20 protein-coding genes and 1 tRNA gene are annotated in these 25,716 nt (G+C 60.2%); 1 reads left to right on the top strand and 20 read right to left on the bottom strand.

Annotated elements, in window-relative coordinates; all coding sequences use genetic code 11:
- Window positions 1–97: 97 nt before the first annotated feature.
- The 17 genes from rmuC to AAA069_RS04085 all read right to left on the bottom strand — a co-directional run bounded on the left by rmuC (window position 98) and on the right by AAA069_RS04085 (window position 17,868).
- Window positions 98–1,453 carry a DNA recombination protein RmuC gene (gene rmuC, locus AAA069_RS04165; protein WP_346981653.1) on the bottom strand — a complete coding sequence of 452 codons (1,356 nt, stop codon included), beginning with the start codon at window positions 1,451–1,453 and terminating at the stop codon, window positions 98–100.
- A gap of 124 nt (window positions 1,454–1,577) precedes the next feature.
- The gene (locus AAA069_RS04160; protein ID WP_195625246.1) at window positions 1,578–2,000 is read right to left on the bottom strand and encodes a hypothetical protein; all 423 of its coding nucleotides are present in this window, start codon (window positions 1,998–2,000) and stop codon (window positions 1,578–1,580) included.
- Between the two features lie 463 nt (window positions 2,001–2,463).
- Complete coding sequence (locus tag AAA069_RS04155) at window positions 2,464–3,096, bottom strand: hypothetical protein (protein WP_117746790.1); 633 nt, start codon at window positions 3,094–3,096, stop codon at window positions 2,464–2,466.
- A gap of 272 nt (window positions 3,097–3,368) precedes the next feature.
- Window positions 3,369–3,908, bottom strand: coding sequence for a rubrerythrin (gene rbr, locus AAA069_RS04150; RefSeq protein ID WP_055285276.1), 540 nt, complete (start codon window positions 3,906–3,908; stop codon window positions 3,369–3,371).
- A gap of 114 nt (window positions 3,909–4,022) precedes the next feature.
- Window positions 4,023–4,928, bottom strand: a complete 906-nt coding sequence (locus tag AAA069_RS04145; RefSeq protein ID WP_055285277.1) for an adenine glycosylase — start codon at window positions 4,926–4,928, stop codon at window positions 4,023–4,025.
- A gap of 21 nt (window positions 4,929–4,949) precedes the next feature.
- The gene (locus AAA069_RS04140; RefSeq protein ID WP_138341664.1) at window positions 4,950–5,435 is read right to left on the bottom strand and encodes an Rrf2 family transcriptional regulator; all 486 of its coding nucleotides are present in this window, start codon (window positions 5,433–5,435) and stop codon (window positions 4,950–4,952) included.
- 359 nt (window positions 5,436–5,794) lie between these two features.
- Window positions 5,795–5,872: transfer RNA gene (locus AAA069_RS04135), tRNA-Asp, on the bottom strand.
- Window positions 5,873–6,284: 412 nt separating this feature from the next.
- On the bottom strand, window positions 6,285–6,752 hold the full coding sequence (locus AAA069_RS04130; RefSeq protein WP_006235155.1) for a YfcE family phosphodiesterase: 468 nt from the start codon (window positions 6,750–6,752) through the stop codon (window positions 6,285–6,287).
- 95 nt (window positions 6,753–6,847) lie between these two features.
- Complete coding sequence (locus AAA069_RS04125; RefSeq protein WP_022094115.1) at window positions 6,848–7,564, bottom strand: response regulator; 717 nt, start codon at window positions 7,562–7,564, stop codon at window positions 6,848–6,850.
- Window positions 7,565–7,636: 72 nt separating this feature from the next.
- The gene (locus tag AAA069_RS04120; RefSeq protein ID WP_195645233.1) at window positions 7,637–8,980 is read right to left on the bottom strand and encodes a histidine kinase; all 1,344 of its coding nucleotides are present in this window, start codon (window positions 8,978–8,980) and stop codon (window positions 7,637–7,639) included.
- Complete coding sequence (locus AAA069_RS04115; protein WP_035136756.1) at window positions 8,977–10,164, bottom strand: glycosyltransferase; 1,188 nt, start codon at window positions 10,162–10,164, stop codon at window positions 8,977–8,979. Before AAA069_RS04115 ends, AAA069_RS04120 begins: the two co-directional genes overlap by 4 nt.
- A gap of 171 nt (window positions 10,165–10,335) precedes the next feature.
- Window positions 10,336–11,595 carry an MFS transporter gene (locus AAA069_RS04110; RefSeq protein ID WP_117646634.1) on the bottom strand — a complete coding sequence of 420 codons (1,260 nt, stop codon included), beginning with the start codon at window positions 11,593–11,595 and terminating at the stop codon, window positions 10,336–10,338.
- A 101-nt stretch (window positions 11,596–11,696) separates the two neighbouring features.
- The gene (locus AAA069_RS04105) at window positions 11,697–12,641 is read right to left on the bottom strand and encodes a zinc dependent phospholipase C family protein (protein ID WP_349127644.1); all 945 of its coding nucleotides are present in this window, start codon (window positions 12,639–12,641) and stop codon (window positions 11,697–11,699) included.
- Window positions 12,642–12,733: 92 nt separating this feature from the next.
- Window positions 12,734–13,468, bottom strand: coding sequence for a response regulator (locus AAA069_RS04100; RefSeq protein ID WP_055285284.1), 735 nt, complete (start codon window positions 13,466–13,468; stop codon window positions 12,734–12,736).
- A gap of 35 nt (window positions 13,469–13,503) precedes the next feature.
- Window positions 13,504–14,895 (bottom strand): histidine kinase, encoded by a 1,392-nt coding sequence (locus AAA069_RS04095; RefSeq protein ID WP_349127643.1) that lies wholly within the window; start codon window positions 14,893–14,895, stop codon window positions 13,504–13,506.
- 112 nt (window positions 14,896–15,007) lie between these two features.
- Window positions 15,008–16,285, bottom strand: a complete 1,278-nt coding sequence (locus AAA069_RS04090; RefSeq protein WP_349127642.1) for an amidohydrolase family protein — start codon at window positions 16,283–16,285, stop codon at window positions 15,008–15,010.
- A gap of 131 nt (window positions 16,286–16,416) precedes the next feature.
- Window positions 16,417–17,868 (bottom strand): APC family permease, encoded by a 1,452-nt coding sequence (locus AAA069_RS04085; protein WP_117746461.1) that lies wholly within the window; start codon window positions 17,866–17,868, stop codon window positions 16,417–16,419.
- Between the two features lie 354 nt (window positions 17,869–18,222).
- Here AAA069_RS04085 and AAA069_RS04080 point away from each other — a divergent pair, with 354 nt between their 5' ends.
- Window positions 18,223–19,224: a C39 family peptidase gene (locus AAA069_RS04080; protein WP_349127641.1), complete on the top strand. Its 1,002-nt coding sequence runs from the start codon at window positions 18,223–18,225 to the stop codon at window positions 19,222–19,224.
- A 188-nt stretch (window positions 19,225–19,412) separates the two neighbouring features.
- Here the strand turns inward: AAA069_RS04080 and arcC are convergent, their stop codons facing one another.
- The 3 genes from arcC to AAA069_RS04065 all read right to left on the bottom strand — a co-directional run bounded on the left by arcC (window position 19,413) and on the right by AAA069_RS04065 (window position 25,635).
- A complete protein-coding gene (gene arcC, locus AAA069_RS04075) occupies window positions 19,413–20,375 on the bottom strand; it encodes a carbamate kinase (RefSeq protein WP_055310076.1) in 963 nt (320 codons plus the stop codon).
- 655 nt (window positions 20,376–21,030) lie between these two features.
- The gene (gene nifJ, locus AAA069_RS04070) at window positions 21,031–24,570 is read right to left on the bottom strand and encodes a pyruvate:ferredoxin (flavodoxin) oxidoreductase (protein ID WP_349127640.1); all 3,540 of its coding nucleotides are present in this window, start codon (window positions 24,568–24,570) and stop codon (window positions 21,031–21,033) included.
- A gap of 402 nt (window positions 24,571–24,972) precedes the next feature.
- Window positions 24,973–25,635, bottom strand: coding sequence for an FHA domain-containing protein (locus tag AAA069_RS04065; protein WP_349127639.1), 663 nt, complete (start codon window positions 25,633–25,635; stop codon window positions 24,973–24,975).
- Window positions 25,636–25,716 lie beyond the last annotated feature (81 nt).

Raw genomic sequence — 25,716 nt, 5'->3', positions numbered from 1 at the left:
AACGCCATTGTTGCACACTAAAGCGCACTTCAGGCAAGTGCGACGCGAAAAGCGCCCGCGCCCCGCGCTTGCGCAGGCGCCCCGCCGTCAGATGAAGCTAGTCCTCGTCTTTTTGGTCTGCGAGCAAGCTCGCAGACGTAAGCCCCAAGATCTCGTCGGCCTCCTCGGCATCTTCCAGGGCGTCGATGTCCTTGAGCTTGCGCTCCATGACGTTGGTGCGCGTGGTGATGATGCCCTCGACCGTTTTGCCCGCGGTCTCGATCTGCTGCTGGGCGCGGCGCAGCGCCTTTTGATAGCGCGGCAGCTCGGCCTTGACAGCGGAGAGCACGCGCAGTACATCGTCGGTGCGTTTTTGCAGCTTAAACGTTTGGTAACTCATCTGCAGGCTGTTGAGAATGGCCGCCATGGTGCTGGGGCCGGCAACGTTGACGTGATAGTCGCGGCCCAGGGTCTCGATAAGCCCGGGGCGGCTGACGACCTCGGCGTACAGTCCTTCAAACGGCACGAACATGATGCCAAAGTTGGTCGTTGCCGGCACACTCAGGTACTTTTCGCAGATATCCTTGGCCTCGCGCTTGACCATGGTGTCGAGCGTCTTGCGCGCAGCCGCCACGGTCTCCGCATCGCCCGACTCCTGCGCGTCGAGCAAATGCTCGTACGCGTCGCCCGGAAACTTGGAGTCAATCGGCAGCAGCACGGGATCGCCCTCGTCCACCGGCAGCTTGACGGCAAACTCAACGCGCTCCGAGGCGCCGGGCTTGGTGGCGACGTTTTCCAGATACTGGTCGGGTGTAAGAATGTCCGCCAGAATTGCACCCAGCTGCACCTCGCCCAAAATACCACGCGCCTTCACGTTGCCCAGCACGCGCTTAAGGTCGCCCACGCCGGTGGCGATGGACTGCATGTCGCCCAGGCCCTTGTACACGGCCTCGAGCTGGTCGCTCACCTGCTTAAACGATGCCGACAGGCGATCGTTGAGCGTGCGGGAGAGTTTCTCGTCCACCGTCGCGCGCATCTGATCGAGTTGCACGTTGTTGTCTTTGCGGATAGCACCCAGCTGGGCATCGACCGTCTCGCGCACCTTGTCCAGGCGGTGCTCGATGCCCTCGCGGTTGGCACCGAGCTGTTGGGCCGTCTCGCGGCGAAGGTCATCCATCCGGTCACCAGCTTGCGAAAACTCACGTGCAATGGTCAGGTAACGTTGCTGCCCCACGGCCGCATCTGTCGTCTGCTGCTGCGCGATGGCGTTGGCCGTGCGGCGAGTTTCGGCCAGCGCGACGTTCAGGGCATCGAGCGCGTTGTTGGCCTGCTCGAGTGCTGCCAGCGTTTCCGCGCTACTGTCGCCACGCTCCCGCAACTCGGCACGCAGGCTCTTGAGCTGGAGGGCGCAAGCCACAGCAACCCCCACCGCCACCAAGGCGATCACAACAAGCACGATATCAATAGCAGACATAGACTCCGCCCAACAAACTCAATCGGTCATCAATCAAAACCGCGATCAATCTTACCCCGCCACACGCACGGATCACCCACTGCCTTGCAGACAAATTTCTCTTAGAGCCGCGGACGCTAAAACGCTAGCTCTCCCAGCCGGTGCGAATGGTTGTCATGACGTCGCCTAGGCGCTGGCCCAGGGCTGACAGATGTTGGAGCACTTCGCCGGGCGAAGCACCGTTGAGGATGCAGGTGAGCGCATACGAGACCAAGAAAATCGCCGCAAGTCCTAGCGGAATGAGCACGATCATCGCCAATGTGCGCAGGCGCTGGCCCACGCGGCGACGACGCGTGCGGCGTTTGTCGAACGCAAGCTCCTGCGCATATGAATCTTGTTGTACGGAATAGTTCTCTGGCGCCGATCCGCCCGCAGGCGAAACCGCAGGCGTGGCATTTTGCGCAGGGGGCTGGGCGGCTACCCCTTGCATTTGCATCTCCATAAGCCGTTGCTGTTGGCGCAACATGCGCTCGGCTTGTTGCTGCGGAGTCTCAAGAAACAGATCCATGCTGGCCTCCAAAATCGGAGCATTCGACGCTTACGACCAGCATCCCGCACCGCCATGACCGCGACAACGCAATCGCCGGCAATAGCCACAAAGTTTCTTCTGCTCAAAAGCTGTCGAAAAGCTCAACAACTCCCCTACCAGCACTTTCTCTGAGCTTTTTTCGCCAGCAATCTTTTGGCCTTCCACCCTTACGCCAACTGACCAAAATCTAACCAAAAGCTTGACGAAAATTGTGGAGACCGGGACCCCACACAAAAAGTGCCGCCCCAAAGGGGCGGCACACAAACCAATCTATTAGCCAAAACTCGTTGGCAAGCCCGCGTCGTCAGACCCGCGGCGCATGCCTTTGCCTCGCGTGACTCTGCGAAGCCGTGAGCGAGAGGGAAAGGGATGCGCCGCGGGTCTGACGTCCGGAGCGGTGAAACCAGCAGTTGCCCTGCGCTCCGTGGTCGGTGAGGACAGACTACATGCCCGCGAGACCGCGGGCGGCGGTGGCGCACATAAACGCCAAGGCTAAAATCACGAGCGAGCCCGCAATGTCTGCCAGCACGCCCATTGCACGACGCTCAAACAACCAGCTCTCAAAGTGCGGGGCGACGTTGCGCCAAACACGCCACAGCAAGATGCCCATACCGATGACGCCTGGGATATTGAGCAGTAGGATCTCGGAGCACAAAAGACCGATCAGGTTGCCGGCGGCAAAACCAGCGTCGCCCTCGCAGTATTTGCGATAAATCATGTACAACATGTACGCCACAAACGGCTGCAGGCACGCAGAGATAAACGTAACCACCATCGAGGGGTCCTGAGAAAAGACATCGGTGAGTTTATCGACACTCGTGGCATCTTTCGAAGCCAAGAACAAGCCAATGACCACCACGGGCACCACGCCCAAGATAACCTCGACCAGAGTAAACAACTTAGCAGTCAGATCCTCGCTAGCCGTATTGAGGTGAGGCGCCCACTCAGGATGAGCATGCGCGCCAACCTTCTTGTCCTTCTCGACACGATCGACCTTTTTACCCTCGGCAACCCGACGACCAGGATCCTTGCGAGTCCCCGCCGCAGCAACCCGAGCCCGAGACTTCTTACCCATAACCAACACCTCACAAGAGGAAACGAATAGCCAACGCTACCCAGTGTACCCTCTAAGCAACGTCACCGCCCCAACCGGCCCCCACAAAAACGTGCCGCCCCATAAGGGGCGGCACACAAACTTTTTTATCAGCTTTTCTGTAGCGAGCACGCGACGACCCAAAGCGGGCCGGGAGGGCCGGACTACCTTCCCTCAACGCGACCCTGCGAAGCCGTGAGCGAGGAGGGAAGGTAGTCCGGCCCTCCCGGCCCAGCTCACGCTAGCGCCACGCGCTAGTAGTTCACCACCTGCTCCTCAAAGTACGCCTTCGGGTGGTTACACACCGGGCACACCTCAGGCGCCTCGGCACCAACGTGCAGGTGCCCGCAGTTCAGGCACTTCCACACCTTCACGCCCTCACGCTCAAACACCTCGCCCGACTCGATGCGCTCGACGAGTTTGTTGTAGCGCTCCTCGTGGGCCTTCTCGACGGCGGCGACACCACGGAACTTCTCGGCGATCTCGACAAAGCCCTCCTCCTCGGCGGTCTTGGCAAACTCGTCGTACATCGTGGTCCACTCGTAGTTCTCGCCCGCAGCGGCGTCGCGCAGGTTGTCCAGAGTGCCCGGAACGGCGCCGTCGTGCAGATACTTAAACCACAGCTTGGCGTGCTCGGACTCGTTGCCCGCCGTCTCGGCAAAAATATTCGAGATCTGAACGTAGCCGTCCTTTTTGGCCTTGGATGCATAGTAGCGATACTTGGTGTGTGCCTGGGACTCACCGGCAAAAGCGGTCTCGAGGTTCTTCTTGGTTTGGGAATTCTCAAAATCCATAGGTGTACTTCCCTTCAACGCATGCCGCCCACAGACTTTGAGCGGCCTTGCTTTAAGGATGCCCTCATGCCGAGAATTTAAACCTTACAATCCCGTTCTTCAGATTCGAGTGAGCTACACACTCAGCCAACGATCGCCCTCGGAGCCGCAAAAGCCCTCGCGCTCCAGATCGGCAAGAATGCTTGCGACCAGCTCGCGCTCGACCGGCTCTCGGCCGGCTGCCGTCTCCATCTCGTTAACGCCTGCAACGGCTTCATCGAGCGTAATACCTGCCGGTTGTCCATCGCGCGCCGCCAGCAGCATGCGCACAATGTGGGCGCGCTTTTGGCGACGCGAGCCCTCAAACTTGGACTGACGACTATAGCCCGCCGACCGCCTGGACGGATTGGGCAGCGTCTTTTTAAGATACGCGCCGTAATCCAGCAACGCGTAATACCATGCGCGCGGCGTGTCGGCATCGTCTTGAGGCACGGCAAAGGGCGCAATCTCATCCGCCGCCGCACCAGGGGCCGCCGGACAGGCGGCTTGAATCAGCGGCACCAGCTCGCGATCGGGAACGGCCGGCACATCGGGAAAGAAATGATGCAAAAAGACCGTGCGCACATTGGTCTCTAGATACACGCCTGGAAGATCAAACGCAAACGAACGGATGCCCTGCGCCGTTGCCGGGCCAATGCCGGGCAGAGCGACCAAGTCACGCGTCTCACGCGGAAACTCCCCGTCCCAGTCCTCTACAACGCGCTGAGCGGCCCCATGAAGCGCCAGAGCGCGTCGGTTGTAGCCCATGCCCTGCCAAGCGTCCAAAACATCGGAAGGCGCGGCCTGGGCAAGCGCCTGCACAGTCGGAAAACGATCGAGCCACACCGGCATGCGCGCCTCCACACGCGGCACCTGCGTTTGCTGCAGCATGACCTCAGAAAGCCAAATGATGTACGGATCGCGTGTGCGGCGCCACGGAAGGTCGCGATAACGCAGGACCCCTTCCGAACGAATCATCGAACGAAAGGGGTCCTGAATCATGGCTATGCTCCTTATGCGGCGCTATTCCTCCCGGTAAGCGCACGCGCAGGTGGCGTACTCGGGAAACGCTTCGCGGTCGGCGAACTTGGGATCGACGGCCGGGAACTGGCGGTGAGCGACGATGTCGCCGAGCGAAACGGAATCGAGGTAGTCGCGCATCAACGCCTGGGCTCCGGCCCACAGGGGATGATAGCAGCACGCGCCCATGCGCGCACAGTCACCATCGGGCGCGGTGCAATCGTTCATAACCATAGGACCCTGAACGGCCTCGACGACCTGGCGGATAGTGACGTCGTCCGGACTGACCTTGAGACGCATGCCACCGTGGACGCCACGCAGGCTCTCCACAATACCGGCCTGGACCAAACCGTGCTGAATCGAGCGGGCAAACGAATACGGGACATTGACCTCTTCGGCAGCGGTGCGAACAGAAAGCAAACGCTCCGGATCCTCGGCAAGCATCGCCAGCATGCGAAGGGCGTAATCAGTCTTCCTCGATATGTCCATTTTTCCCCTTTCAAGGAATACGAACAGCTCGAACGAGCTCCGGGGCCGAGCTTGTGTCGAGACGCTAAATGACCGCCAGGACATCCAAATGGTAAATCGGATATCCACTGAGTGCCGCGCTTGGAGCGAAATGCATCAGATGCGGCGCACAGTGCAATTTAGTATAACCTAACCCCCTGTCTCGTAGAACAGGTGTTGCGCAACAAAGCTGTTGTTCAGACAGATATACTTATTAGATTTTACTTGCGTTCCCGAAGGCGCGGGGATTCTGGGCGAAGATGCACCAGGGCGATCGTTCTATCGAAACAAAGTGCATCAAACGCAAAAAGCCACGTCCGAAGACGTGGCTTTAATTGCGTTGGCGGGAAGTACGGGGCTCGAACCCGCGACCTCCGACGTGACAGGCCGGCGCTCTAACCAAACTGAGCTAACTCCCCAGACAGACGTTCGCGTTTGTTTCCGCTCGCGTGCGCTGCGGGGATTAGTATACACAGAAGTCTGTCCGGCGCGCAACAACTTTTTTGAAAAAATTTTTCGGGGTCATCCGGGAGGGTCTCCGGGGCTGAGGGCGGGGGTTAAGTTTGCTGCTCTACAGTCCTGCGCAAGACGGAAAGCACATTAAGTGCTTTCCTTTGCGTGCGGAACTCGCGACAAACTTAACCCCCGCCCTCAGCCCCGGAGACCCTCCCTGCCGTCACTTTGTCCAAACAGTTCTTGCTCCTCGCCGCTTCCGCGGCTCGAGGTCCCCGTTCTCCTCGGTGGGGTTGGTCTGATTATTCTTGTTGAAACTCCGCCTTTGGCTCATAAAAAACGGGAGATGCGATTTTACATCCCCCGTTTTTGTTGTGATTACTCTAGGTCAATAAACTTAGTGCTTAGGATCTTGCCGTCTTTTACTAGCATTCTGGCCATGGTGGGGCCTCGGGTGCCTCTGGGGTAGCTGGCGCTGCCCGGGTTGAGGACTAAGCAACGGCCCACTTGGGCTTCTTTGGTTACGTGGGTGTGGCCGTTGATGGCTACGTCTACGGATCCCACCGGAAGGTCTTCGCGGTAGTGGGCTACGGCGAATTTAAGGCCTTCGTAGGTAAAGAGCGCAAGACGGTCTACATCGGGGCCGTAGTCGCGGTAGTAATCGTTGTTACCCAGTACGGCCCGCACGGGGGCGATGGTGCATAGGTGCTCGTAGTCCATCTCTGACGTGAGGTCGCCAGCATGGATGATCAGGTCTGCGCCTTCAAGCTCATCCAGGAGCGCAGGCGATAAATAGCCGTGGGTGTCCGAGATGATGTCGATACGCTTGGCGCTTGCACTGTTCATGGGATCCCTTCCGCAAAAAACGATTCGGCAGATACATACAAAAAGGCCCCACGGCTCCGCAGACGATGGGTCTACAGGGCTGCGGGGCCAGTGTGCTAGAGACTCAGAGCCTTCTTGAGCGGCACGACGCGGCGGCGCGAAACCGGCACGCGTTCGTCGACGCCCGTAATGCCCAGCTGGATGGCGCCCGAGGGCACCGTCTCCACATCCGTGACGCACGCCAAGTTGACGATATAGCGGCGGTGAACACGGAAGAAGCCAAAGTCGCAGAGTTTGGCCTCAAACTGCGCCAGCGAGGTCGTCGACAAAAAGCGATCATCGACGGTATAGATGCAGGAGTAATCGTCCTTGGCCATGATAAAGCGAATGTCGTCCACGGGAATGAGCACCTTGCGGCCGCCCTTTTCCACCGGGATACGCTCGATGGTCACCTTGCTGTCCGTAACCGGCTTGGTGCGTTGCATGACCTTCTCGATCGCGCGATCCAAGCGAGCTTCCTCGACCGGCTTCATCAGATAATCGACGGCATCCACGTCGAATGCCTCGACCGCATGGTCACTATACGCAGTCACAAACACGATCGCCGGCGGATTTTTGAGCTTATGCAGCGCCTCGGCAAGTTGCAGGCCCGAGGCACCGGGCATCGAGATATCGAGAAACACGACATCCACGCGACTTTCCATAAGCATCTCGATGGCGGAGCGGACGCTCGACGCCTCCGTGATCGTGCCGATCTTGCCCGTTTGCTCGAGCAGGAAGCGAAGCTCCGAGCGAGCCGGCGCCTCATCATCCACAATCATCGCACGCAGCATAGGGATAAAACCTTTCGTCAACTAACTACGCCGGGCATCCGTCGCATGACGTTGAGCCCGTAGCCTTTTATTTTACTCTTGAATGTCGAAGATGCTCTCTGACAAATCAAGATGAAGGAGCACTTTGGTGCCCTTGCCCGGCGCCGATTCGACACGCGTATAGGAGTGCGGCCCATAAAAGCGATGGATGCGCTCCGAAATATTGTGCATGGCCACACCGGCGCCGCCACCCTGGGGAGAGCTGGCGTCGGGACGGGCAGAACGCTCGTCAAACAGTCTGGCGGCGGTACCCTCATCCATGCCCACGCCATTATCGGCCACGGCAATCAAGATTGCATCCTCGCCGTCTTGGTGAACGGTCACGTCGATCCTCAGGGCGTCGTCATCGCCCATACCATGACGTACGGCGTTCTCGACAATCGGCTGGATCACGAACGCCGGCACCAGCGTATCTTCCACGTCCTCGGACACATCGAACGTCGCAAGCACGCGGTCCTCGCCAAAGCGGGCCTTCTCAAAGGTAAGGTAGCGCCTGGTCTGTGCGACCTCGCGCGAGACCGGAATAAGCGATCCCGAGTTGTCGAGCGTGGCACGATAGAACGATGAGAACTCACGAAGCAGTTCGCGGGCCCGCAGCGGGTCGGTGCGCGTAAACGATGCAATGGTGTTCAGCGTGTTGAACAGGAAGTGCGGGTTAATCTGCGCCTGCAGCGCACGCACCTCGGCGCGCGCCGTGAGTTCCTTTTGCACCTCGAGCTCGTGGATGGCGAGCTGCGTGGACAAGATCTCGGCAAAGCCCGAGGCAAGCGCGTACTGGGTACGGTCGACGGCGCGCGGGGTCTTGTAGTAGAACTTGAGCGTGCCGACGGTACGATCGCCCACCTTGATGGGGGCGATAATGCCGGCGGGGACTTGGTTGTGCGAGCCGTCCGAGCCCACGACATCCACCATACGGTTGAACGACTGCACGATGCCATGTTCGATAACGTAGCGTGTGGCAAGCGTGTGGATGGGAGTATCGGGCAGCAGTTTTTCCTCAAACTCGCCCGCGCAGGCAAGCACGTTGTCCTCGTCGGTGATGGCCACCGTCATGGCGCGCGTCTCGGGCAAAATGCGCCGGCACACCAAACGCGCCGACTCCTGCGTCAGACCGCCCTTAATGTCCTCGAGCATGGCCGAGGCCACCGAGAGCGTCTCCTCGGTGTACTGGGAGCGCACCGAATCGGGATTGAGCGTCAAAAAGATAAAGATGCACAGAAAGATGCACAGCAGCGCGCAGGCAATCACCGTGGCGATCGGCTCGATACCGGTCACCAGGGCAAAAATAAAGTACACCAGCACGCAAATGGCGCAGGCAACGGCAATGATGCGAAAGATTGATATTGAACTATCGCGCTGGGCGCGGCGGTCGATCATTCGGCCCCCTCCAGGATACTGATCAGTTGTGCGTCACGCCAAAGCCCGTCCATGATCTTGGGCCAAAAGCTCTGGAAACGCAGATAGCTTGCAGCGTTTTGGCGCGCATAGGCCTTTGCCTCGCCGATACCATGGCGCCAGATGCGCAGGTAGCCCTCATGCTCGCGGGTAAACACGCTGCGGACCATAGCGGTCTTGCGCACGCGGTCGTCGAGCTCGCGCGAAATCCACGGGCCCGGGTAGGGCATGAGTGATGCCGCCGTAACGGGAATGAGCTCCTTTTGATGCGCGGCGAATGTCAACTTGGCCCGTTCGTAGTACCAACGGTATACATCCTGCATAAAGCGCGGTGAGCGCTTTTCGGACTCCGGAGGCAGATGGCGCACGGTCCACTCGTTATCGAACCACACGTCGTAGCCAAACATGCGCATGTTAAAGAGGTAATCCAAGTCCTCGCCGCGGGTGATAAACGGGTCAAAGGCCACACGCGTAAAGGCGCGGGCGTGCAGGGCCATCAGGCCGCCGCACACGTAGTTGGAGCGCGAGATGCGAGTGCCCGAGAGCGCCTTTTTCATCCAACGGTTGAACTCGATGCGCTTGGTCCACCAACGATGGCAGATGCCCGCCTTGTCCGTGGGAGCCAGCGGCGAGCCGTCGCGATCGTAGAAATAGCCGCTCTTGACCAAGATCGGCAAGCCCTGACGTGTCTGCTGCCCCAACGCATAGGTCGCGCGCTTCATAAAGTCGGCGTCGATGACAGTCTCATCGTCATCCAAAAAGATAACCGCGTCATGCCCCAGCACAGCGGCACAGGCTAGCCCCATGTTGCGGATGGCACCGTAGCCTCGCAGGCTCACGCACTCGCCCGAACCCTTGGGCGCGATCTGAGCAACCCGGTCTGCGATGCGCGAGGCCTGGGTGTTGGTGACAACGGTGACCTTGAGCGTGGGATGCGCGTCGACAATCTCGCGCACGCGCAGCGACACATCGGCTGTGGCAGAAACGGGACAGACCACCAAAAGGATGATGCGCGGGATGTCACGTACCTGCTCAAGCGAGGCCAGGCAGCGGTCGAGTTCGGGATTGTCGGCGTTGAGTCGCGTCGAATGATCATAGGTGCCAGGGGCGTTTGCGCAAGCGTCATCGCCCGCCCAATACGTTGGAATCACGACCGTGGCGTTCATGCCTTACCCTCCCTGCAACACAAAAACGGGACGCCGCCAAACACAGGCGACGCCCCGCGACCTAGCTGATTCCATCATACCCACTTGGGCAAATCATTGCTCGCAAGTCGCAATGTTTATTGCGGATAACCCCAAAAGAGTACCGTGGACAGGCACAATAGCCGCTCGCTCCTATGCGGCATGCTCTGCCGCCCGAGTCATGCGGGACAGGCGGACCAGCAGCATAAAGCCAACGACCAGCAGCACGCCAATGGAAAGGACGCCCAGCGACGGGTTGCCGGTCAGCGAGGTAACGACCGACACTAGGAAGGTACCCATGACGCTTGCATAACGACCAAAGATGTCAAAGAAGCCGTAGTACTCGTTGGACTTTTCCTTGGGGATAATGCGACCAAAGTAGCTACGGCTGAGCGCCTGCACGCCGCCCTGGAACAGGCCGACCATAATGGCAAGCACCCAGAACTCAAAGGCGGTCTTTAGGAAGAACGCGGCGAACAGCACAATGCCCATGTAGGCGGCGACTGCCACCAGGATCATGTTGAGCGTGCCCACGCGTCCGGCGAGCTTGCCGTAGATGATGGCGGACGGAAAGGCCACGAACTGCGTAACGAGCAGCGCCAGCACCAGCTGCGTCGAATCGATGCCCAAAGCCGAGCCGTAGCTGGTAGCCATGGAAATGACCGTGTGCACACCGTCGATATAGAAGAAGAACGCAATCATGTAGACCAGCACGGTCTTGTTGTGGGCGATCTCGCGCATGGTGTGTCCGACCTCGGAGAACACACCGCCCACGATGTGGCCGATAGTGTCCTCGGGACCGCGCTCGCGACCGTACTTTTGCTTATAGGTGCGAATGAGCGGCAGGGTAAAGATGAGCCACCAGGCACCAGTGATGATAAACGACAGACGCGTTGCCAGCATGGTAGGGACGCCAAGAGCGGGGCCACCCATGATGAGCGCCAGGCAGATGACGAACGGCACAGTGGAACCGATGTAGCCCCAGGCATAGCCCGAGCTGGACACGGCGTCCATGCGCTCGTCGGTGGTAATGTCAGGCAGCATGGCGTCGTAGAACGTCATAGAAGAGTTAAGGCCGATGGTGCACAGCACGTACACGGTCAAAAATGCCATGGCGGACATTGGGATAGCCTGCGCCAAGCAAAGCACCAGGCCCGTGAGGAAGAAGCCCAAGAAGAACTTGATCTTGTTGCCGGCGTAGTCGGCAAGCGCGCCCAGAATGGGCATGAGCATGGCGATGACCAGCGAGGCGATCGTCTGCGCATTGCCCCAGGCGACCACCAGGTCGGCCGAAGAAGCGCCGGTATTGATGGCGTTAAAGTAAATGGGCACCACCGAGGTATTGAGCAGCACAAGGGCCGAATTGCCCACATCATACATAACCCAGTTACGCTCGAGCTTGGTGTATTTCATGGACAGGGACCCTTCGTATTCGCCCGATATGCAGTTAGTTCATCGTACCCCAATTGTCCAGAACCGCCGGTAAGGATTCGGCAAAGGGGCACGCACGAGCCCTATTCCTCGCGGTCAAACTCCTCATCGGCTTCGAGCACGCGACCGCTGTAGTTGACGTGACTGGTCACGGCATCCATGTCACCGGTCTCGATAAAACGTGCGACCGTGCACTCGTAATCGACCAGCGCGCGATCAAAGACCTCGGGGAAACTCTCGTTCGAGACCTCGTCGGTAAAGGGATTCTTCCATGTCAGATGGCCCAGGTTACCGGTGCGCTCGGGCAGCTCCGTCGTCACGCGATGGGCAAGGCCGTCGAGCAGCGAGTAGTCGTGCACCAAGCCCTCAACCAGCGAGATCGCGCGCGTCTTTGCGGAGTCGGCCGGCTCAATCGCGCGGTAAAGTCGCTGCATATTGGCAACGGCGGCACCGTACTCCCCCGCCGGAATGTCAATGCCGTACACGCGTCCGGCAACATAGCTCATCAGCACGCCGGCAGCGCGATTGATACGGTCGGTGGTAACGATCTCGCCCGCCGGCGGGTAATCGTCGACCGTAGCGCCATCGCGTTTAAGCTGCAGCATCAGTACATCCAGGTCGCTCTCGATCACGGCATGAACCTGATTGCTCGAATCCTCAAGCTCTGAGTCGGATTCCACGATGCCAAACTGCTGCTCATAGACAAAGGGGTGGGCGTTGCGGTCGAGCACGTAATGAGACAGCAGGCCCAGCGCAAAAGCGCGACCCAAGCTGGCGTCGCGCGGCAGCAGATGCGACACGCCGTCGCGCAGGCACGCGAACTGGCGAGACATGCGCGACCGATGCATGACCTGCGCTAGCAGCGTGCAGTCGGAAACACGCGGTGTCAGAATGTGAAAGAAAAACGGGTCGGGGCCTTGGTTGCCCAAGATAAAGGCAATGCGCTCTTCATCGGACGTGATGACGCCCTGCGGAAGACGGTCGATGCTTTCCTCGCCAAACAGATGATGGGTGATAAGCGCGGGCATAATGATCCTTTCGATTTCATTCGATGCCACCCATTATGCCCACCGCGCACCCATGCCAAACCTGCGATGGTAAACGACGGCATGCAGACCGTCTACGCAAGCCCCAGGTGCGACTTGACCTCGGCGGCACGACGACGGGACACCGGTACCGTCGAGTTCACGCGGTCGAGCCTGAGCTCCATCAACCCCGTGGAGCCAATCTCAACATTGTGCACGTCTTCCAAATTGACCAGGTAGCTGCGATGAACGCGAATAAAGCCCTCGGAGTCCAAGCGACGCTCGAGCGAAGAGATCGACTCATTGATCAGGTACGTTCCCTCGGCGCAGATGGCGTTGCAAAAATCGGCGCGCGCCTCAAAGTAGCAGACGTCTGCGGCGGGAATGAACACCTTTTTGCCCCCGCGGTCCACCGTCAAACGCAAAGGCTGGCGCGGAGCATGGATAACACGACGGGCACCCAAGGCTGCCTCGATCTTGTCGAGTGCCTTTGACAGGCGTGCGTCCTCGACCGGCTTGACGACATAGTCGACCGCATCGAGGTTATACGCATCGGCGGCAAATTCGGCAAACGCCGTCACAAACACAACCACCGGCGGCGTCTTTAGGTTCTGCAGCGTCTCGGCAAGCTCAATTCCCGAGCGACCGGGCATGGTAATGTCTAAAAACAACACGTCGGGCTTGTTCGACAGAATCGACTCCACGGCTTCGGTGACATTGCCCGCCTCGGCAATCTGGCCCACACGCGTATCCTTTTCCAACAGATAGCGTAACTCAGCCCTAATGGGAGGCTCGTCATCAACTACCAGGATGTTCCAACCCTCGGACATGTGCGCTTCCTCTCTCTCCTCAATACACTCGAGTGCTACGCCGTCAACGGCGCCGGCTCATGCGGCTCGCCGTTCAGCTCGACGATGACCTGCGTGCCAACGCCCTCCTGGGACTTCACGCGCATGCCAGAATCTTCTCCGTAAAAGAAATGGATGCGCTGAAGCACGTTGAAGAGCGCCAAGCCGCAGCCTCGTTTGATGGAGCCGTCGGCGGTAATGCTCTCGGGCTCCTCCAAGCGATGCTGCTCAAACAGATGCGCGCAGACCTCTTCGCTCATACCGATGCCATCGTCCTCGACGATGATCTCCAAACCGTCATCGGTCTCGAAAGCCCTAACACGAATAGAAAGCGGCTCGGTCTCGCGCTGCGCGTGCTTGATGCAGTTTTCGAGCAACGGCTGCAAGATAAACGGCGGCACCATGCAATCGCGCACCTCAAAGTCGATATCGACCGAGACGCGCAGACGGCCGTCGCCATAACGAGCCTGCATAAGATTGATATAGCGAGTGCCCTGTTCCACCTCGTGCTCGAGCGTGGTGAGCGTATCGGAATCAGAAAGCGTCTGACGATAGTAGTTGGAGAAGTCGATCAGCAGCGACCTGGCCTTGTCCGGCTCGGTACGTACGAGTGACACGATGGTGCTGATGGTGTTAAACAGAAAATGAGGATCGACCTGCGATTGCAAGGCGCGCAGCTCCACGCGGGCCGTAAGCTCGTCCTGGCGCTCAAGCTCAAAGCTCGCAAGCTGCGTGGAAATGAGGTCGGCAAAGCCCGAGGCAAGCGCCGTCTGGCGCATATCGATGCTGCTCAGACGGGGATAATACAGCTCGAGCGTGCCCACGCAATGCCCGCGCACGGTAAGCGGTGCGACAATACCGGCGCGCAGGCGCGGAAAGTAGCCACCTGTCTCGGTCGAGGCATCGCGCGAGAACACGCTTTGCTCACCGCTGTTGATCACGTTGAGCGTAGTCCGCAGCACCACCGGGGTGCCCGCGGGGCATTTTGCCGAGTCCTCGCCCCAGCTTGCCAACACCTGCTTGCCGTCGGTAAAGCAGATGGCAGAGGCGATAGTTTCGGACAGGATGATCTTAGAGGCGCCCAGGGCAGCTTCGGGCGTAAGGCCGCGCGACGTGTAGGCGAATATTTTTGAAGCGATGGCGAGCGTGCGGTCGGTTGCGCTCGATGTGAGGTCGTCGGGAACGACAAAGACGTACGAGAAGAAGAAGCACAGCATGACCAAGCCGGCAATGACGACAACGGCCGGAACGGGATTGGGATTATCGGTTAGATCCCAGATGAGCAGCAGGATAAGCAGCGGAACGACAATACCGAGCAAGATGGCTTGAACCACATGCTGAGCGGTACGAAAGACCTTGGTAGAGTTGTAGCTCTTGCCCAGAATCAGCCTATTGAGATCCACCGTCATCTCCTTCTTATTGACGCACCCCATAGCAATAAAGAGGGCCGCAAGCGACCCTCTCCATTGCATTATGCAATCAAATACTGTGTTTTACATCAAGCCATCGATGAACGGTAGCTTAGGCGCTGTACTTGTTTGCCTCGCCGAAGGTGCCGGCCTCGACAATCCAGCCGTCCTTCATGATGACGTCCATGTTGTCGGTGTTGAGCACGTGGATGTCGGCGGCGACGTCACCGTTGACAACCAGCAGGTCGGCGCACTTGCCGGCCTCGATGGAACCGGTCTCGTCCTCGATGTGGCACATCTTGGCACCGTTGAGAGTGGCACAGGTGATGGTCTCGACCGGGGTGAAGCCGATCTTGTCGACGAACTCGTACATCTCCTCGATGGAGCAGGTGCCGTACGGGGTGACGAAGGAGAAGGAGTCGGAGCCGATCGTCATGATGACGCCGCGCTTCTTGGCCTCGCGCAGGCAGTCGTAATTGCGCTGCAGCTCCTTCTCGACCAGGGTGCCCTCGTACTTGTCGTGCAGCTCGGGGACGTAGACGGGCGGATAGGTGGCGTACCAGGTTGGCAGGAAGGCAATCGTCGGGGTGAAGAAGGTGCCCTGCTCGGCCATGAGGTCCATGGTGCGCTCATCGATATCGAAGCCGTGAATCAGCTGCTCGCAGCCAAAGCGGACGGAGTCGTAGGCAGCGGCGTGGTTGTTGTAGCAGTGGCTCCACACGGGGATGCCGACCATCTTGGCCTCTTCGACCACGGCCTGAATCTCCTCGGAGCAGTAGTGCTGGTCGCGACCGGAATCCCAGCGCCAGATGCCGCCACCGGTAGCCCAAATCTTGATGGCATCGGGGTTCTCGCGCAGGCGACGACGGACGGCCTTGCGCAGATCCCAAGGACCGTCGACCTGATCGCCCCAGGGGTGCGATTCCTTGTTGAGCTCCTGGCTGCAGTGGTGCGAGTCGCCGTGGCCGGCAACGCGGCAGAAGCCAAGGCCGGTGGCCAGAACGCGCGGGCCCTTGAAGACGCCCTTGTCGATGCAGTCGCGAATCTGGATACCAAAGCGGCCGATCTCGCAGACGGTGGTGAGGCCGTGGGTGAGGCAGTCGTAGGCCTGCTTGACGGCGACGGCCTGCTTCTCGAGGAGCGGCTGCATGACCCAGTCGGTGTCATCATCGGTCAAGTTGCCCGAGAAGTGCAGGTGGGTGTCGATCAGGCCGGGAAGGACGGTCTTGCCGGCGGCGTCGATGACCTCAACGCCCTCGGGAAGGTCCTGCATGGCGCCGGCGTACTCGATCTTGCCGTTGTCGTCGACGAGAACGAGGGAGTTCTCGACCGGCTCGGCACCGGTACCGTCGATGAGCTTGCCGCCAACGATTGCATACTTAGTGGACATGGTTCCTCCTTATGGATCCATATAGTGGGCGAGGCCGTGTTGGGTTAAGGCCTCACAAAGCTACCCAAGTGGCGCCGGGTTCGGTGCGCGGAAGAGAGGGTCCCGCGCACCTGATCCGCCCCGGCTCGGCGTTACTTTTTGCGGGAATTGGTGAAGGCCATGAGAGCCAGGCCGACGGCCAGCCAGCCGATCACGATGCTCCACTCCACCATGTTGAGAGAGGCGGGAGAGAACGGAATCACGAGCAGGCCGATGATGATAGCGCAGGCAGCGATAGCGAGGCCGATGCCAAACTTGCCGCCGGGCACCTCGTAGGGACGAGGCAGGTCGGGCTCGGTGAAGCGCATGCGCAGGCAAGCGAGGGCGACCATGCCGCAGGAGAAGATGAAGGCGAGAGCCGACACGTTGGTCAGAGGGATGAGCATGTTCTTGCCCAGGAACGGACCGACGACGGTGATGACACCCAGGACGACGCAGGCGAGCTTGGGGGCGCCGGACTTGGGGTCGACCTCGGCGAACTGCTCGGGCAGCTGGCCCTTGCGGCCCATGGCGAGCATGATGCGGCTCGTGGCGCCGTAGAAGGAGTTCATCGGGCCCATGGGTCCAAGCGTGGCGATGACGAGCATGGCCAGGTACAGGAGCATGTTGATGCCCTTGAGGCAGGCGAGCGCGGGAACCGGGCTCTTAACGAACTCATGCCAGTCGAGGATGGTGCCGAACGAGTAGATGCAGACCATGTAGAAGCCGCCGGCGGCCAGCAGAGCCAGGGAGATGATCTTGCCGAACTTGTTCCAGTTGAGGCCCTCGGCTGCTTCCTCAGCCTGCTGAGGAATGGTGTCGAAGCCGGCGTAGAAGAACGGGGTCAGAACCAGGACCGACACGATGCCGGCAAACAGGCTGGTGCTCTCGGTAGCGGCCTTGCCGCCGCCAGCGCCGGTGACCTGGGAGAACACGGGCATGGCATTGTCCGGCGAGCCGGTGAACAGCGAGACGCCCATGGCGAGCAGCATGCCGCAGAGCAGGGCCTTGGTCAGGAAGGCCTGGAGCTTGGCAGCCGAGCTGGCACCGCGGAAATTGAGGAAGATGACGTAGACTGCAAAGCCGAGCGCGATCAGCGTCGGGAACAGGTAAACGTCGGCCCCCAGGATGGTGTAGAGCTTGACGGCGCGCAGCCACTCAAGGCCGGGCAGGCTGCCGAACATTTCGGACACGAGGGTCGAAATGGCGATGGCCTCCCACGGGCACAGGATGCCGTTGCCCAGGGCCAAAAGCCATCCGGTGATGTAGCTCAGCGTACGGCCAAAGCTACGATCGACATACTCGACGATGCCGCCCGAGATGGGGATAGCAGCCGTGAGCTCACCGAAAACAGCTCCGACGGGCACGAGGAAGATTGCACCCAAGAGGAATGCGATCATAGCGGGAACGGGACCGCCGCCCACGACCATCCAGTCGCCGACCTGCAGAACCCAACCGGTACCGATGATGGCACCGAAGCCGATGGTGAAGAAGTTCCAGAGCGAAAGCGTTTTCTTCATGCCGCCGTTATCCTCGACTGCAACTTCTGCGTTCTTGTCCGCCATTGTTCCCCTCCTTTCCTGTTTGACGCCCTTGGCGTCACCCCTTGCGCGGTCCGTTTTGCCGCGCGCTTTTATTCCATGGCTTTAAGATACGGCCTTGGCGCAGCAGCGCCGCTCGCAGCTCGACCGAAGGCAGAATTGCAAAACGAGCGGCACCGTTTTTGGGACGAACGGCGGGAGACGTCATTCGTCTTGGACGCTTTCATCTTGTCTGCTTTTGAATACCTGTTGCCGTGACGCTTGGCGCGCGGCGCGGCAACGTTCATACCATTTGTCAGGCTTTTGGCGCACATACCCATGTGTCGTGCATCTTTTTATGTAGGATAGACAAGTTACACATGAGGCAAGGTGATTCGAATGGCATACGGATACAATGACGGCGACCAACGGCCACAAAGCGTGCGCCTTGCCGGCCGCACCACGCCAACGCCCAGAAGCACCTCCGACAACGACAGCCCGCAGCGCCCCCAAGAGCAGCCCGGGGCTTCTTCGCGGCAACAAAGCCGTACCGTGCAGCAGTCAGACCGCGTGAGTACGAGCACACGCCAACGCCAGACCGACACATCGCAGCCACGCCGCTACGATCGCCGTAAGACCGACTACTACGTCAAGCGCTCCTTTTCGCGACCTCAACGCGATCGCGGCAATTCCGCCCCTCACCCTGCGTCGCACGCCACAAGTCACGCGCTTCCGGCCCGCCGCCTACGCCTTACGCTTTGCTCCATCGCCGCCTGCCTCGTCTTTGTGTTTTTGGGATCCTGTATCTCCCACGGATCAGCCGGTCTTGAGCCCACAGCCGAAGACAAGCTGCTTAAAGCTCCCGTCGCGCCCGGTTACTCCTTTGCGTTCTCGACCCCACGCTCGCAATGGCAAGCCGGCACCATGCCCCACATCTACCAAATTGACCCCGCATGGTCGGAGCTGCCCTATGCCGGTGGCACTATTCGCGAAAACGCTTGCGGTCCTACCTGCCTCACCATGGTCTATATCTTTAAGACCGGCCATACCGATAAGACGCCGGTCGATATATGCGCACTGGCCGAAGCCGGCAACTACGCCCCCACCGGTGCCACCGAGTGGTCGTTTATGACAGGCGGTGCGTGGCAGCTGGGGCTTAACGGAACACAGCTCTATAACGATCGTGAATCGATTGCCCAAGCACTTCGCTCGGGTGCGCCCGTCATCGCCGCAGTGCGCCCCGGTACGTTTACCAACGTAGGCCACTACATCGTGCTCTACGGCATCGACGATGCCAACCAGATTGGCGTCTACGACCCCAACTCGGCCAGCCGCAGCGCCCGCCGCTGGGGCGTCGTAGAGGTCCTCAACGAAGTCGAAGCCATGTGGGCCTACTACTAGTCATTGGGGACAGACTTAAATGAGTGGTCATTGGGGACGCTCTTGTTTGACTAGTCATTTAAGAACGTCCCCAATGACTAGGTGAATAGCAAAAGCCCCGCAGTCGGAGCGGACTGCGGGGCTCATGAAGAGAGGCTAGTTTGTGGGCGTCTTGTCTGGCGCCCACGAGAGAGGCAACAGAGTAGAGACTACTCGTGGATGCGGGTACCGGAGAGGCCGGCCATGGTCTCGGCGGCCTTGTCCAGGGCGCCGATGATGCAGGTGCGGCCCTTGCGGGAACGGGCGAACTTGATGGCAGCGCGGACCTTGGGCTCCATGGAACCCTTGCCGAACTGACCCTCGTCGGCCAGACGCTCGGCCTCGTCGGCAGTGATGTCCTCGAGCTCCTCCTGGTTGGGCTTGCCAAAGTTGATGGCGACATGCTCAACGGCGGTCAGCAGGAACAGGACGTCGGCGTCGCAGTCCTCGGCCAGCAGCTCGCCGCCCAGGTCCTTGTCGATGACGGCGGGAACGCCCTTGTAGCAGCCCTTGTTCTCGTAGTCGCGGACGACGGGGATGCCGCCGCCACCGCAGGCGATGACGATGAACTCGTTGTCGAGCAGGTTGAGGATGGAGTCAGCCTCGACGATCTTCTTGGGATCGGGGGAGGCGACGACGCGACGCCAGCCGCGGCCGGAATCCTCGACGAAGACCTTGGAGGGATCCTCGGCCATGAACTCCTTGGCCTGCTCCTCGGTATAGAAGGGACCGATCGGCTTGGTCGGGTTCTTGAACGCGGGATCGTCCGGATCGCACTCGATCTGGGTGACGACGGTGGCGGCGTGCCAACGCTTATAGCGCTTGTGCATCTCGCGGCCGATGCCCTGCTGCAGGTGATAACCAATGTAGCCCTGGGACATGGCGCCGCACTCGGGCAGCGGCATCTCGGGGGTGCCGATGGCGTCGTGGGCAGCGGCGAAGGCGTTCTGGATCATGCCGACCTGCGGGCCGTTGCCGTGGGTAATGATGATCTCGTTGCCCTGCTCGATGAGACCGAGGAGAGCGTGGGCGGTGTTGCTCACGGCCTCAATCTGCTCGACGGGGTTGTTGCCGAGGGCGTTGCCGCCAAGGGCGACGACAATACGATCGGGCTTGCCAAGAGGCTTAGACATTGCTGGAATCCTTTCTGTAAAAGGCCTACAACCCATTAATAACCCGCGTCCGTGCGATACGCGAGTTTATTAAGGTTTATATTCTCTTTATCGCTCATTTTATTCATTTTGAAAATAGCGGAACGGTGAACGGTCGTTTTTGTCCGCTCAGCGTACAGAACTCCAGCTCAGACATATCTACGTAATTTACGTGCGACTTTATTTAAATGAAGCGAGGATTATGTTGGATTATGCAAACTACATCTCTGCTAAACACAAAACGGACAGCGCAATATCTTACTCGCGCTATACGAGATTCTATGCACTTATAAGTCGAGTATGCACCCCTGCAAAAACAAGGGGCTTTTCATCCAGCATAAGGAATAAAGAAGGACTCCGAAAAGGCGGCAACAGCCAAGTCCCCCATCCATCCCCAAAGTGGCGCGAGGTTTCGCGGCAAAGCCGCGAAACAGCGAAGGGGACGGAATACCCGGCCAACTACGTCCTTCATCCGCCCACACAATCCGAGGACGTAGTCGTAGCAGGATCTGAGGGCTAACCTTCGCGGACACTCCGCAGGACGAAAGAACCCCCGCCGCACGTAGTGCGCAGCGGGGGTTCTTTCATGTCCGAGGACGTCCGCGAAGGTCAGCCCTCAGATCCTGCGGTGGGAGACCTAGGCCTCGTTGTACACCGTCTTGAGCTTCAGCAGGTGCTGATAGCGGTCCATGGCGGCCTGCTCGTTCTCCTTGAAGAGCTCCTCGGCGCGCTCGGGGAAGGAACGCGTCAGCGAAGCGTAACGGGCCTCGTTCATCAGGAACTCCTGATAACCGCCCGCGGGCTCCTTGGAATCGAGCGAGAACTTCTTGCCGGCAGCAGCCTCGGGGTTGAAGCGGAAGAGGTTCCAGTAACCGCACTCGACAGCCTTCTTCATCTCGGCCTGGCAGTTCTGCATGCCACCCTTCTTGATGGAGTGCATCTCGCAGGGGCTGTAGCCGATGATGAGGGACGGACCGTCGTAGGCCTCGGCCTCGTGGATGGCCTTGAGGGTCTGAGCCGGGTTGGCGCCCATGGCGACCTGCGCCACGTAGACGTAGCCGTAGCTCATGGCAATCTCGGCCAGGGACTTCTTCTTGGTCACCTTACCGGCAGCGGCGAACTGAGCGACCTGGCCCAGGTTCGAGGCCTTGGAGGCCTGACCACCGGTGTTGGAGTAAACCTCGGTGTCGAAGACAAAGACGTTGACGTTGTGGCCGGAAGCCAGGACGTGATCCAGGCCACCGAAGCCGATGTCGTAGGCCCAACCGTCGCCGCCGAAGATCCAGAAGGACTTCTTGGTGAGGTAAGCCTTGTCGGCGAGGATCGCCTTGGAAGCGTCGCAGCCGCACTTCTCGAGCTCGGCAACGTAGGCAGCGGCAGCGGTCTTGGAAGCCTCGGTGTCGTTGACGGAGTCGATCCAAGCCTGGCCGGCAGCCTTGAGCTCATCGGACGGACCATCGGCAGCGATGATGTCCTGGGTAGCGGCGATCAGCTTCTTCTGGACGGCCTCGTAACCGACGGCCATGCCCAGACCGTGCTCGGCATTGTCCTCGAACAGGGAGTTGTTCCACGCCGGGCCGTGACCGTCCTTGTCCTTGCAGTAAGGAGCGGTGGCAGCGGGGTTGCCCCAAATGGAGGAGCAGCCGGTGGCGTTGGAGATGAACATGCGGTCGCCGGCGACCTGGGTCACCAGACGTGCATAGGCGGTCTCGGCGCAGCCGGCGCAGGAGCCGGAGAACTCCAGGTAGGGCTGCTTAAACTGGCTGCCCTTGACGTTGGCCGCGATGAGCTCCTTCTTCTCGGAGACGTTCTCGACCATGTAGTCCCAAACGGGCTGCTGGTCCATCTCCTGCTCGGTGGGAACCATCTCGAGGGCGCCCTTGGGGCAGACCTTGACGCAGTTGGTGCAGCCCATGCAGTCGAGCGGGGACACAGCCATGGTGAACTTCATGCCCTTGGCCTTGGGGCCCATGGCGTCGAGCATGCGGGTAGCCTCGGGCGCGGCGGCAGCCTCGTCCTCGGTCATCGCGAACGGACGGATGGTGGCATGCGGGCACACATAGGCGCACTGGTTGCACTGGATGCACTTGGTCTCGTCCCAGTGGGGAACGACCACGGCGACGCCGCGCTTCTCGTATGCGGAGGCGCCCAGCTCAAACTGGCCGTCAGCGCAATCGACGAAGGCGGAAACAGGCAGGCTGTCGCCGTCCATGCGATCGATGGGCTCGAGCAGGTTCTTGACCTGCTGGGCGATAGCGGACTTGGTCTCCTCGGAGAGCTCGACGGGGGCGGCATCCTCGGCGGTAGCCCAGTCGGCCGGAACCTCGAACTTACGGAAGGCGGTAGCGCCGGCATCGATGGCCTTGTGGTTGGCGTCGACGATGGCCTGGCCCTTCTTCATGTAGGACTTGGTAGCCGCGTCCTTCATGTACTGCAGGGCGTCCTCGGCGGGCAGGACCTTGGCCAGCGCGAAGAAGGCGGACTGGAGCACCGTGTTGGTGCGCTTGCCCATGCCGACCTTGGCAGCCAGGTCGATAGCGTCGATCAGGTAGACGTTGACGTTGTTGTTCGCGATGTAGCGCTTGGCCACGGCGGGCATGTGCCCGGCGAACTCCTCGTCGCTCCACTGGCAGTTGACCAGGAAGGTGCCGCCCGGCTTGACGTCGCGGACCATCTTGAAGCCCTTAACGATGTAGCTGGGGTTATGGCAGGCGACAAAGTCGGCCTTGGTCACGTAGTACGGCGAGCGGATCGGGGAATCACCAAAGCGCAGGTGCGAGACGGTGACGCCGCCAGTCTTCTTGGAGTCGTACTGGAAGTAGGCCTGGACGTACTTGTCGGTGTGGTCGCCGATGATCTTAATCGAGTTCTTGTTGGCGCCGACGGTACCGTCGCCACCCAGACCCCAGAACTTGCACTCGATGGTGCCGGGGGCTGCGGTGTTGGGCGCATCCTCGGCCTCGGGCAGGCTCAGGTTGGTCACGTCATCGACAATGCCGATGGTGAACTCGCGCTTGGGCTCGTCCTTCTTGAGCTCCTCGAAGACAGCGAACGCGGACGCGGGAGGCGTGTCCTTGCTGCCCAGGCCGTAACGGCCGCCGACGACCTTGATGCCCGTCTTGCCGGCCTCGTAGAGAGCGGAGACGACGTCCTGGTAGAGCGGCTCGCCGATGGAACCCGGCTCCTTGGTGCGGTCCATGACGGCGATCTTCTGGACGGTCTCGGGGAGAACGTCGACGAAGTGCTTGATGGAGAACGGACGGAACAGACGAACCTTGACCAGGCCGACCTTCTCGCCGTGAGCGTTGAGGTAGTCGATGACTTCCTCGAGCACGTCGCAGAAGGAGCCCATGCACACGACGACGCGATCGGCATCGGGAGCGCCGTAGTAGTTGAACAGGCCGTAATCGGTGCCGAGCTTCTCGTTGATCTTCTTCATGTAGCCCTCGACGACGGCGGGAAGCTCGTCGTAGACCTTGTTGCAGGCCTCACGGTTCTGGAAGAAGATATCGCCGTTCTCGTGGCTGCCGCGGGTGTGCGGGTGCTCAGGGTTGAGCGCGTGGTCGCGGAAAGCCTGGACGGCGTCCATGTCGCACATCTCGGCCAGATCCTTGTAGTCCCACATGGCGACCTTCTGGATCTCGTGGCTGGTGCGGAAGCCGTCGAAGAAGTTAAGGAACGGGGTCTTACCCTCGATGGCGGCAAGGTGAGCCACCGGCGAGAGGTCCATGACCTCCTGGACGTTGCCCTCGGCGAGCATGGCGAAGCCGGTCTGACGACAGGCCATGACGTCGGAGTGATCGCCAAAAATGTTCAGGGCGTGGGAAGCGACGCAACGCGCGGAGACGTGGAAAACGCCCGGGAGCTGCTCGCCTGCGATCTTGTACATGTTCGGGATCATCAGGAGCAGACCCTGAGAAGCCGTGTAGGTGGTGGTCAGAGCACCGGCGCCCAGCGAACCGTGAACGGTACCGGCTGCACCTGCCTCGGACTCCATCTCGACGACCTTGACCGGGGTGCCGAAGATGTTCTTGCGACCCTGGGCCGCCCACTGGTCGACATGGTCGGCCATCGGGCTGGACGGCGTAATGGGATAGATTCCCGCTACCTCGGTGTACGCATACGAAACATATGCGGCCGCCTCGTTGCCGTCCATAGACTTAAACTTACGCGCCATATACCCCTCTCCTCTCATATAGGTATACAGGCCCCGGCGATCGCCGGGATGTTGGCGTGATGGGATTTACGCTGTTGCTTCCAATCATCTGGCAGGCAGGCTCAGCAGCAGGTACGTGGCGTGGAGAGAAGACATGCCGAGGCGAGGGCCAGCTGATGCGCCCCACAGACCCGACCGCCCGTCTTGCACATGACCGAGCGCCGCAAAGGCCGCATGCCGGATGCTCCCGGGCACGCCCCGGCGATGGGAAGCGCCCGCAACGGAAATCCGCATGCGGGTTTATTGTACCCCGCCGTCAAGTGTAATTTCGGCAAATATAGGCGGGCGGTAAAGGTTTACCTCGGGTGACTGCCGGGAGCAAAATGATCCCTTGGGGACGGAGGGACCATTTGGCAGGACTGGCTAGAGGGCACCGAAGAGAATGGCGTAGGTAGTGGATTCGCCGAGCTTGAGCTCGTCGCCGGGATTGAGTTGGGCGGAACGGCCGGGCTCGACCTGAATGCAGACGCGCGTGGCCCCGTTTACCACCACGGTTCCGTTGGTGGACGACAAGTCCTCAACGTGCCAGATATTTTGAGCATCGCACCAGATATGGGCATGGCGGGCCGAGACATCGTCGCCGACGTCGGTAATATCGCCCTCACCAGTGGCCAGTGCGCCAATCTCAACACCCTGCTCGCTCGGCTGAATCCAGCGCGGGGCGCTCACGACAAAACTGTTTTGCACGCGCAGCAAGCCCAAGGGGTGCGCCGGGGCGGGTTCGCGTTCGCCCGCGGTCATCGACATGCCAAGCGAACGCGGCGTGGATGTTCCTCCGCCACAGGTCGCGTGCGCGTAGTCGATGGCATAGTTCACCGAGGACCGCACATCCGCCGAACAACCGACAGCGACAAACAGCACCAGCACGGCCTCGGCGCGCTCGGCGGGCATGAGTTCCGCCGCCTGGGACAGGCGATCGAGCGCGTTGCGATAGAGATTCGTGTCCTGGTGGCACTCTTCGAGCGCGCGTACCATCGGTTCACCTGCAGGACCGCACACCATATTGATCACAGCCGTGGAGTCCATGGGATTTCGCTCATATGACCCAATCCGCTGTCAAGAGCCACAATGGCCCCGCCGACCGCTTGCAATCGGTCGGCGGGGCCT

It is taken from the genome of Collinsella sp. CLA-SR-H006 (assembly GCF_040097075.1).
GTDB lineage: Bacteria > Actinomycetota > Coriobacteriia > Coriobacteriales > Coriobacteriaceae > Collinsella.
Note: the sequence above shows the minus strand (reverse complement) of the source record. Positions and strands in the feature narration are given on the sequence as shown.